The sequence below is a fragment of the Arthrobacter sp. NPDC093125 genome (genome assembly GCF_044754225.1).
Taxonomy (GTDB): Bacteria; Actinomycetota; Actinomycetes; order Actinomycetales; family Micrococcaceae; genus Arthrobacter.
This window is the reverse complement of record NZ_JBIVOQ010000006.1, coordinates 1-11244: the sequence shown is the minus strand read 5'-3', so window position 1 is coordinate 11244 and position 11244 is coordinate 1. Positions and strand designations below refer to the sequence as shown.

The window sequence follows — 11244 nt, the reverse complement described above, 5'->3', positions numbered from 1 at the left end:
GGCCGACAAAACTGGGGGCAATAGTGGGTGTAGACGCCGGCGTCGGATCTCTCTCTAAGGCGGCTGAACTTCAACGGGAGCAGTCCTATTTCGATCGAGCGAAGCAGTACCGTGACAGCCAGGACGCAGCCTGGTCCCTGTCTACGGCTTCGGCGGGTTCAGCCGTTGAACGGCGTGCCTATAGGCAAGCCATGGAGAAGCGCAGGGTTGCCTCCCCTGATGACCCGATTGCGCTGTCGCGCATTGACTTTGAAGACGGCGACAGACTGTACATCGGTAAGGTTGCCATCTTCGATGAGGACAAGAATCTCCTGGTCGTAAACTGGCAGGCCCCAGCCGCGGCGGTAGCTAATCAGGCCTCCATACGAGATCCCATGGGGCTGCGCAGCAAGCGGGTCTTCGACGCGCCAGCGAACAAGATTCTCGATTTCGAAGACATAGTCTTCAAAGCTTTGGCCGAAGCCGTTAGCGAGCTCGACGAGCACACGTATATGGGGGATGCCCTCCTGCAGGCCTTGAGCCGCAAGCGCGGCTCGGAAATGACAGATATCGTCAAGACGATTCAGGCGGCCCAAGACAAGCTTGTTCGCGCGGACCCGGACCAGCTCCTTGTCATACAAGGTGGTCCCGGCACTGGCAAGACGGCGGTGGCCCTTCATCGTGTCTCGTGGCTCCTCTTCAACTATCAGTACGAATTGCCGCCAGAGGATGTCTTGGTCGTCGGACCCAATCCGACTTTCACCAAGTACATTCGAAGGGTTTTGCCCGATCTCGGAGACGACGATGTCGTCCAGCAAGCACTGCAGAACCTCTTGTCCAACGACGTCCGTGTCAGCGGGGAAGTCTCAACTGAGACGGCGAAGGTTAAGGGCTCGGCACGTATGAGCCAGGTCTTGAAAAACGGGCTGAAACAACGCATCCGAGTTCCGGCCACCGACGTACGAATTCAACGACGAAATACAGTCCTTACAGTTTCTCTCCCTGCAAACTCCGTCGCCGATGTCTTGAGTAACATGCAGTTCGAGACATTTGCTGACGGCCGCCGTCGCTTTAGGCAGCGGCTCGTCGAACTGTGTGCCCCTTTGCTTGGCAACATCCGTCAGGTTGCCCCGGAACAATTTCTCGATGTACGGGCTCTGGAAGCGGAGGTCGAAAAGATCTGGCCGCAGATAACTCCCCAGCAATTTTTGCGCGAACTCCTTGGCTCCAGGGAACGGCTCAAGCGGGCTGCCTACGGGCACCTGACGTCGGAAGAGATCGAGCTGCTGTACCGGCAGCAATCAGACAAAGTAGGAGATGAGGCTTGGACCGTCGCCGACCTCGCCCTGCTCGATGAGGCGCAGGCACTAATGCGCGAGTCACCACGCACATACGGACACATTGTGGTGGACGAAGCACAAGACCTGTCCAAGATGCAGCTTCGCGCGATCCGCAGACGTTCCAAAAACGGATCGATGACCGTAGTCGGTGATATAGCTCAGTCGACCGGGCCGTACTCACGCGATTCCTGGGACGATGTGGCGCAGATTCTCAGTGAGGGCACAGCGGACAGCACAGGCACCCGCGTGGTGGAGCTTGAGCACGGTTACCGGGTGCCGAAGCAGGTCTTTGACGTCGCCCTGCCGGTGCTCAGGTCAGCCGCACCTTCAATAACCCCTCCGCGCATCTTGAGGGAAGTTGACTACGAGCCCCGATTCGTTGGCGCCCACCAGGAGGAACTGGCCCTCGAAGTATCGCGATCCGTATTCACCCATAGTGGACGGGGGCGCTTTGTCGGCGTGATCGCCCCGACATACTTGTGGCCTGAGCTTAGAACCGCATTCCGGAGTGATGATCTGCAGTGGAGCGAATCAACCGAAGGTGAGCTGTCCACCGCCATCAATCTCGTTACGCCTGAGGATGCTAAGGGGCTCGAGTTTGACGCCGTCCTGGTGGTTGATCCGGCGGGAATCCTGGCAATGCCGCATGGCGAACGCATGCTGTACATCGCACTGACCCGAACAACTACTCATCTGGACGTGATTTATCCTTCGGGCTCGTTGCCGCAAATTCTTGGCGGTTCGGACAAACCTGAGCCATCAATGGCAGTTGACGCTGAACAGCCGCGACAGCCATCCAAAGCCGACGTAAAGATCTTGAATGATCCAGCTCCCGGATCCAACTCCGCTATCCCGGATGCCGCATCTACTATCACGCTAATAGATGCCCTTGTCTCCGACGTCGTCCAACCCCATACTGTTGGCGCTGCCCCGGAACGTTTTGTGGGGACGGAGATGTCCCGCCTGGATGGAATGCAGCAGGCGATGGCTGAGCATTGGGCCAAGTTCTTCGCGTCCCAGCTGCGGGATAACGTGCCGCCCAAGTTGGTTCCAGCTGTCGTCGAAGAGCTGGCCCGCATCGCGTCGGAGGAGTGAATACTCGGCAGAACTTGACTCAAAATTGAGGCTCCAGCCGTAGGTTGGACTGAAAACTCAGCAGACCAACTAGACAGATATCCTTCAGTGGACGATCGGCTCGAAAAGACCGAGACGCTGAATGCAATGCATCAATTCTCCGCGTGGGGCGGAAAGGTAGGAGAAGCCGTGTCGACAGGCAATGGTGTCTTGGACAAAAAGCTCGCGTTGCAGATGCAACGCTGGCGGGACGACCTGTTGTCGATCGACAGACGTCAGAGGCTTGTCTATTTCCAGCACCCCAAGAGTGGGACTTTCGAAATCGTTGAACCTGGCTGCTCAGGGGTAGAAGCCTTGGTGGCGGAGGGCGACGTCATGCTCGTCAGCAGTGAACCTGCAGACGATGAAGCGGGTGAATCGGCACAGGCCCTGCTGCTTCCCACGAAAGGATCACGAACCCTACGCGTCACTGGCAAAACCGCTGCCCAAATCCTGAGCACGTCAAAGCGGCTGCATCAACGCTCGGAACAAGAATATGCGGACCGCGGGGTATGGACCCTCTATTTAGGCCACGGCATGCTCAATTGGATTGATCCCGCTGACGGAAAGAAAATCTCAAGTCCATTGCTGCTGGTGCCCGTCCGTCTAGCCAAGGAGGGAAAGCAGTATGTGTTGAGGCGAACGGAAGACGAACCGGCACTGAACACGGCTCTCGGCCTTAAGCTCAGTAGGGACTTCGGCCTGGACCTCCCGGAGTTCGAGGTAGATGACCTGAACGTAGCGACGGTACTGTCCGGCGTGCGCAAGGCTATCGCGCAGTACGCAGACTGGAATGTTGACGAGCGGGTTGTCATGTCCATTTTCAGCTTCCACAAGGAAGCTATGTACCGTGACCTTGAGCAAAACGAAGCCAAGATTGTCGCCAACGGCATGATTCAACTCATGGCACTGGGCCCGGAGGCACCGAACTCCGAGGTGTTCGCCTTTGACCCTGTTTCTGACGAAGAGCTGGATTTCCGTCTGCCGCCCGAAAAGCTCCACAGCATTCTTGACGCCGACGGAAGTCAAAGAAAGTGCATTCTTGCGGCGAGAGAAGGCCGCAGCTTTATCATGGACGGCCCTCCAGGTACCGGCAAGAGCCAGACCATCGCCAACATCATCGCTGAGCTCATCGCAACAGGAAAAACGGTGCTATTCGTCAGTGAAAAGGCGGCCGCCCTGGACGTGGTGCGCGATCGGCTGACAAGCAGGCAGTTGGATCCATTCCTGCTTGAACTGCACAGCCATAAGGCGACCCGTAAGCAGGTGGTCCAGACGCTTCATGCTGAGCTCACCCGCCGCCCGGTAGTAAAGAGCTCTTTCTCGGAAACGGACCGATCTCAGCTCATCAAAAGCCGGACCAGGCTAAGCGACCATGCTGACGCAATGAACGAGGTCCGGAGCCCGTTAGGGCGGAGCCTCTTTGATGTCTTGGGACGGCTGGCCCAGCTAGCGAACGTGGGCGAATACCCTTCTGGGGATCCCAGCAAACTTGGCTTGCTGTCTGCGGACGCACTAGCAGACATCCTGCTTGCCGCCGCATCACTGTCGAAAGTGTGGGGCCCGGCTGCAGAAGGAGAATCATTCTCCTGGCGAGGTCTCGCCGGATCGAGCCTCACACAAGCACAAATCAAGGAGGCCGAGAAGTGTGTGGACGTTCTGGCCCTGGCAACAGAACGCCTCCTGCGGACAGTCAGGCTCTTTGACGCACAGATTCCATTCTGGCCTGTTGCCCTGGACGTTGCCGGCGTTCGTTCGCGAGCGGATCTTTCCGCCCATCTCTGTACAAGAAGGAACGTTCCCCGGCATTGGTATTCCGAGCCCAAATTCACTGATGTTCTTCGAAGGATCGACGGCCTTCAGGCAGACGACGTTGAATACCAGACCAAAAAATCTGAAATTGACAGTATTTGCGTGGACAGATGGGACAAGAACGACAAGAGCCTTACAGCCCCGCTTGAAACTTTCCTTGAGCACGATCCGGCAATTTTCAGTCGTCCTCTTAGCCAATTTCCGTTCGGCCAGCTTAGCGTCATCGAGCTGGGAACTTCCGGGGCTGCCTCCCTACTCGAAGCTCTACTCGACAAGGCCCAGCAACTAGGTGTGCTTTTCGATGTTGAACCGCAATCACTGACTCTAAACAAATGCCTAGCCCTCTCATCACTCGCAGAGCTCAGCCAACAGGGCAGCCTGCCGGAGCCACATTGGATCAACCCGAGTGTCCAAGGGGCTCTGGACGAAAGCGCGCGAATTCTTGGGGAGCTGGCTGCGATCGTACGCGACCGTCAGTCGGCAATGGAGTCAACCTTCAGCCCTGAAATCCTCGCACTGGATCTCAAAGGCCTTAAGGCCCGTTTTGAATTGCAACACAGAGGACTGAAAGCCTGGAGTAAACAAGCCCGGGCGGACAAGAAAACGCTTCGCGAGGTGACCGTTGCCGGGGTCGTCAACAAGGAGATCATTGCCATGCTTGGTGATGCCATCTCTTGGCAGACAGCACAGGAGAATCTCGCTAATAGCGAGCCCGAATATGGGCCTCGGCTCGGTAGTTATTACCGTGGCACTGCGACTGACTTTGCGAGGATCGCTCAGGCACTTGAGGTTGCCAGAACGGCTTTGAAGCTGGCCGGAGACGACATAGCGTCCTCCGCGCTGGCCCGGCAGCTGAGCAAAGCCAACACACCAGACGCAGAGCTGATCCCTCTGGCGAGAGACGTTGCCAATATGGTGGAGCGCTTCGGTGTCGACACGCATGCACTCTTCGGCACTGTTTTCCATGAACAGGTCGGTGATCTGCCACTGACTCATATTTTGGGAATTCTCAAGGCGGCCCAGGAGAACTTTTCGGCCGCCCAACTTTTGCGGGACCGACTTTCGAAGATGCTGGGCGAGACGGCAACACCGCTTGCGGCCAGTGCGGTTCTCCGGCAGATCGATGCGTTGGACGCGATGGATGAGAAAACCGCCGAACGTTCGCGGCACGATTCCGAGGTATTGGGCAAGCGATACAGTCCACGGAAAACAGACTGGGCAGCGGTGCGAGACGACTACGACTGGATCGCAGCTTTGCGCAGAATTGTCGGAGGACCAATCGAGGATGACGATGTCCGGTTCATTGAGGAGTTCGACGCTTCCGACCTTGATTTGGCAGAAGGCCTTTCCTCCTGGCTGGAAGCCCGAGACAAGCTGGTCGGCTTCTTTGATGCCGAGCGCTCGACCGAGCTCAGCGCCGAACTGAACCATGACCTTGAATACGCAGAGGAACTCCTTGCTGCCCTTGGTTTTAACCCGGCTGCTGATATCGATGTTTGGTTCGAATATAAAAGGCTCTTTGTTGCTCTTTCCGATGCCGGAGTGCCTGAGACGCTGACAGCCCTGTGCGACAGCCATGCGCCAGCGGACCAAGTAGTGCCAGCAATTGAAAGGGCTGCGCTGGAACCTTGGGTAGAAAGCATCATTGAAGGCGACGACAGGCTATCGGAACACCGTGCGTCCGGCCGCGAAAGCCTACTGAAACAGTTCAAGGAATTGGACGGAAACCTAATCGTCAATGCTTACGCCGACGTCGTAACAGCCTGTGTTGCCCGACGTCCACGCAGCATGGCCGGCCCTGCGGCAGTCATCGCGCACGAGGCCAACAAGAAGTCCCGTCACAAACCCATAAGGCGGTTGCTGGAAGAAACCGGCTCTGTAGTCCAGGGGCTGAAGCCCTGTTTCATGATGAGTCCTCTTTCCGTATCGCAGTATCTTCCTGCAGGGTTCGTCTTCGATGTCGTTATCTTCGATGAGGCCTCTCAGGTCATGCCCGCGGATTCCGTCAATTGCATCTACAGGGGCAAACAGTTGATCGTGGCTGGGGACCAGCGACAGCTCCCGCCAACGTCCTTCTTCTCGGCTGCAGATATTGAAAGCGACGACGAAGATGAACCGGACAACTTCGATAGCGTCTTGGACCTATGTAAGGCTTCGGGGGCTATGGTGTCCCTGCCGCTCTCATGGCACTACCGCAGCCTTCATGAAGATCTCATTACCTATTCGAACTACCGGATTTACGAGGGGAAACTCAATACATTCCCTGGCGCCACCCAGGAAGCTGATGACCTCGGGGTACATCACGAATTCGTTCAGGGTATCTATCAGCGAGGGGCTGGTAGCAAGAATCCCATTGAAGCAGAGCGCGTCGTGGACCGTGTCCTTGAACACCGCCGCGTTAACCCGGACCTCTCGCTCGGAGTCGTAACGTTCTCAACACAACAAGCCGAGGCTGTTTCCGAAGCTATTGAACGTCGCGCAGAGCTAGAGCCGCTGCTTACGGGTCTCATGGAAGACCATGATCGACTCCGCGGGTTCTTTGTGAAGAATCTCGAGTCCGTCCAGGGCGACGAGCGAGACATCATCATCTTCAGTATTGGCTACGGGCCCGATGAAGCGGGCAAGCTGGCAATGAACTTCGGACCCCTGACTCGGAAAGGCGGCGAACGGAGACTCAACGTGGCAATCACGCGCGCACGCCGAAGGGTCGAAGTAGTCAGCTCATTCCATGCTGGAGACATGTCTGACGGCGCGTCAGCAGGAAATCGTCACCTGAAGAATTATCTAGACTTTGCTGCCCGGGGCCGAGCGGCCTTAGCCTCTGACATATCCGGATCTGTGGGAGATGCCGAGAGCCCCTTTGAAGAGGAAGTCCTTCGCGTAATCAGGGCATGGGGTTACGACGCCGTGTCTCAGGTCGGGGCTGGTGGCTACAGGATAGATATAGGGGTTCGTCATCCTGACAAACCCGGGAACTTCATGCTGGGCATCGAGTGCGACGGAGCCGCTTATCATTCGGCAAAGAGCGCGCGTGACAGAGACCGCCTGAGGGAATCCGTGCTGCGGGGGCTCGGGTGGGATATCTATCGGATCTGGGGTTTGAGCTGGTACAGAGACCGGTCCACACAGGAGATCGCTCTCAAGCAGGCAATTGAGGACGCTGTGAGTGGGAACCACGGCGTTCCTGCTATTGCTCAGGCGGCGGAAAGTACCGGGCCCATGGAGTATGAAGAGATAGACCTGTCCGCCCCGCCCGCCTGGACGGTGCCATACACCTCCGCCTCAAAGCCTGCGCACCGGTATTGGTACCAACCGGGAGATGCCGACGCACTTACAGACCTCATCCAGTATGCGGCCCACGTCGTTAGCGTCGAAGCACCGCTGCACGTAGATACCTTTCACACTCGGTTGCGGGAGCACTGGGGAGCCGGCGCCATTGGTCCGCGCGCCAAAATCAACATTGAAAGAGCATTGTCACTTGCCAAAGTTAGCGGCATGAAAGTGAAGCTCGATAAAGAAGGCTTTATCCGAGTCGATGGCGCAAACGCAGTAAACGTCCGACGACCAACGGGACAAAGTGACATCCGTAAAGCAGGTGCAATCCCGCCTGAAGAGTTCGATGAGGCCGTACGTCTCGTAGTTGCCGACTCAATAGTCATTACAGAAGAAGAGTTACTCGTCGCCGTCCGTAACGTCTTCGGCTGGGCACGACGAGGCCCCGATATCCAGAATGCACTTCAGCGGAGCCTTCGGAGAGCCGTAAAGAAGGGTTACTGCCTGCGCCGGCCAGACGGCTCATACGAGACTGCGCAATAAGGTGTGTTTGAAGCGCCCACCAGGCGCGATCTTGGCGGGCGCTTCATGATCATGATTGGCAGGGGGTAAGCAAATCAAGCACATCGAGCCTTCCTCAAGACGCACAGGGCGGGGTGTGAATACTCGATCGATGTATTCTCATCCCTAAGCACTAAGACTCTAAGGAGACGCTTGTGGTTCGAGCGGAAAATGGGACGCTCGCGGGCGTTCTAGAAGGCAAGAAGCAGTACCAGGTTCCTCTGTATCAGCGGGTGTACTCGTGGGGGAAAAAGCAGCTCGACCAGTTGTGGTCAGACGTCGTGGAGCTGGAGCGGACCCTTCACGACGACCCGAAGGCCTCTCATTTCATCGGGTCCCTCGTCCTGGCGAGCAGCCCTGATTTCGGGGCTATCGGCGTCAATAAGTTTCTTGTCGTTGACGGCCAGCAGCGCCTGACCACTCTGACTCTTCTCCTGGCTGCACTCCGGGACCACTTGATCGAAACCGGGGAAACTGACCGAGCTGGCGGCATCGATGCCCAATACCTCATCAACGTTTACGACAATGGCAAGCCACTCAAGGTGATGCCGACGCAGACAGACCGGCCCGCCTATATGGCTGTTCTCAACCGTGCTCCTCAGGCCGGCGGTGAGGATACCATCGGCGACGCCTACCGATTCTTCCGCTCGAAGATCGCGGCGGCTGACGACCCAGACGATCCACACGACCTCTATCTGCTCGAAGCCGCCGTCGTCCGCGGACTCGCGCTCGTCGTCGTTACCGCCGAACCGTCAGACAACGCACACCGCATCTTCGAGTCCCTGAACAATACTGGTCTTCGCCTGACACAAAGCGACCTGCTCAAGAACTACCTGTTCATGAGGCTCGGTGACCGCGCAGAAACCGTCTACGACAATATTTGGCTTCCACTAGAGAAAAAGCTTGACTCTGAAAACCTCGAGTTGTTGTTCTGGCTCGATCTCGCTCAACGCGACGAACGGGCAAAACAGTCTGATACATACGTAGGACAGCAAAAGCGGCTCGAGAAACTCAAGACCATTGAGCAGGTAGAGGCTGAGGTAGTCCGTATAGCCCGATTGGGCGACGTGCTCGCTACAATTCTCAACCCTGCGGAGGAGAGACATACCGAGATTCGCAGGCGCCTCACCAGAATCAAGGCGTGGGGTTCGACCACTGCATATCCCGTGGTCATGCAGATCCTCGCCCGACGCGCCGCCGGCACCGCTGCCAATGATCAAGTGGTTCGCGCGTTGACTTATCTCGAGTCCTACTTCGTGCGGCGGATCATCATCGGACGCGCTACCGCCAACCTGAACCGGACACTGCTCCAAGCTGTTGGTGCGATCAGTGGTGCCGAGGACATCGACAAGGCACTACGCGACTACCTGTCGCAGGGTCGAAAATACTTTGCAACCGATCAGCAGGTCCGAGAGGCTGCTCGGGCTGTCGCCTTCTACTGGCAGGGCCGTGGAACACAGAAAAAACTAATCCTGCAGTGGCTTGAAGAAGCCTACCGCCCGAAGGAGATCGTCGACCTTGACCCCAGGCACCTGACCATCGAGCATGTCTTGCCCCAGACTATGACTGAGCCCGTACGGGAAGCGTTCGCAGAGGGTTTCGACGCAGACGCAGACATTGATTACGAGCATGAGCGCGTCGTACACACCTTGGGCAACCTGACTCTCAGTGGGTACAACAGCGAGCTCAGCAACAAGCCGTTCCACGAGAAGCGGGAATTGCTGGCTAAGAGCGGCGTTTCGATGAATCAAGCGATTGCCACGCACGCCACATGGGGTGCCAAGGAGATCAACGCGCGCAGCTCCGAATTGGCAGAGAAGATCATCGATCAATGGCCAGGCCCTGACGAAAGCATTATTGCTGTGGGCGAGGAGCCGTCAGCTCTGCGCAGCCAAATTGCTGCGGTCGTAGCTGAGATCCCGGCCGGCCGATGGAGCTCCTATGGGGATGTCGCCATCGTGGCGAACACCTGGCCACAACCACTGGCCGGGATACTTGCGAGCTATCCGATAGCGAACGCCTGGCGAGTCCTGCAAAGTGGCGGGACCATCTCGCCTGGTTTCCGTTGGATAGAGCCAGACCGCAATGATGACCCACGGGTGGTTCTCGAGGAGGAAGGAATTCGATTCGATGCTGAAGGACGCGCGGATCGCGACCAATTTATTGGTGCAGAGGAGCTTGCCAACGCGGCAGGTCTCGACGTCGACGAGAATGTGATCTCCGCGCGACGCAATAGGGTGAGCGGTCAGGCTCGCGCGGAAAACAACGTGGCGCTGAAGAATGCACAGCTGGACTTCTTCGAGCGAGTACGAAACTTCGGGCTCGCTAATGCGACCAACATCAAGACGTGGCGTAAACCGTCACCACAAAACTGGTATGACGTGAGCCTCGGGGACTCCCGTGGTGTGATCTCGCTTTCGGTTAACTCGCAGAGCAAGCTCGTAACCGCGCAATTCTGGATCAATAACGACAAGGGTCTTTACGGGGAGTTACTTGCCCAGCGCACCGCTATCGAAGCCGCTCTAGGGTTTGAGGTGGAGTGGGACGACAAGCCCGGCCGCAAGGCCTCCAAGCTTGTCAGCAGGCGGCCCGGCGACTTCCTTGATGAAGCCCAATCACAGAAACTCGTGGAATGGCTCGTGACGAGAGCCGACAGGTTTGTGCAGGTATTGGCGAAGTACCTGCAAAACCCGGATCTGCAAGGGATTCCGGAGGATCAACTCGTCTTGGAGTGGGAACCGGACCTGGCGCAACAGTCCCCGGAAGGTTGATGATGAACTAGCAGGGCTTGTGCCCGTTGCTACTTCTTCCGCATCTTGTCTATTACTGCCGCTACCTTGCGGTAGGTCTCTTTGGCTTCAGGGCTTGTTGCTGCACGATAAATTCTCTTCCCGTCCACAAGCAGCTTCTCGGCCTTGGCCTGCATCTCCGGGTCCTTGGCGAGAACGTAAAGTCTGGTAGTGGCGGCTTTCGCCTTTTGTCCGACGTCCTTCATCGCGGCTGCCGCTTTGTCTGCCTTTCCGGCCATGGTCTCCTCCACATCTGAGATGGCTGTTCTTGTCAGGTAAACGGGCCCTTCGCATTTAGGCATGGTTGAGGGTGTTCTTCCGATAGGGTCGGTGGCCGCCGGCGGCGAGTAGGCATCTGAGTCTGTAGTTGGTGAAGT

Annotated in this window: 4 protein-coding genes; 3 read left to right on the top strand and 1 reads right to left on the bottom strand. The window is 57.2% G+C overall.

Annotated elements, in window-relative coordinates:
* Positions 1 to 191 precede the first annotated feature (191 nt).
* The 3 genes from ACIP9X_RS12990 (at position 192) to ACIP9X_RS12980 (ending at position 10849) form a co-directional block, all read left to right on the top strand.
* On the top strand, positions 192 to 2414 hold the full coding sequence (locus tag ACIP9X_RS12990; RefSeq protein ID WP_400480165.1) for a HelD family protein: 2223 nt from the start codon (positions 192 to 194) through the stop codon (positions 2412 to 2414).
* A gap of 87 nt (positions 2415 to 2501) precedes the next feature.
* Positions 2502 to 8060 (top strand): DUF3320 domain-containing protein, encoded by a 5559-nt coding sequence (locus ACIP9X_RS12985; RefSeq protein WP_400480164.1) that lies wholly within the window; start codon positions 2502 to 2504, stop codon positions 8058 to 8060.
* Between the two features lie 173 nt (positions 8061 to 8233).
* Complete coding sequence (locus ACIP9X_RS12980) at positions 8234 to 10849, top strand: DUF4268 domain-containing protein (protein ID WP_400480163.1); 2616 nt, start codon at positions 8234 to 8236, stop codon at positions 10847 to 10849.
* A gap of 29 nt (positions 10850 to 10878) precedes the next feature.
* Here ACIP9X_RS12980 and ACIP9X_RS12975 read toward each other — a convergent pair.
* A partial coding sequence (locus ACIP9X_RS12975; RefSeq protein ID WP_400480162.1) for a hypothetical protein occupies positions 10879 to 11244 on the bottom strand: 366 nt, incomplete at its 5' end.

What these genes read in the sequence shown, in the direction of transcription:
- ACIP9X_RS12990 (WP_400480165.1), top strand. Translation starts at nt 192, where the DNA reads ATGGAGAAGCGCAGGGTTGCCTCCCCTGATGACCCGATTGCGCTGTCG.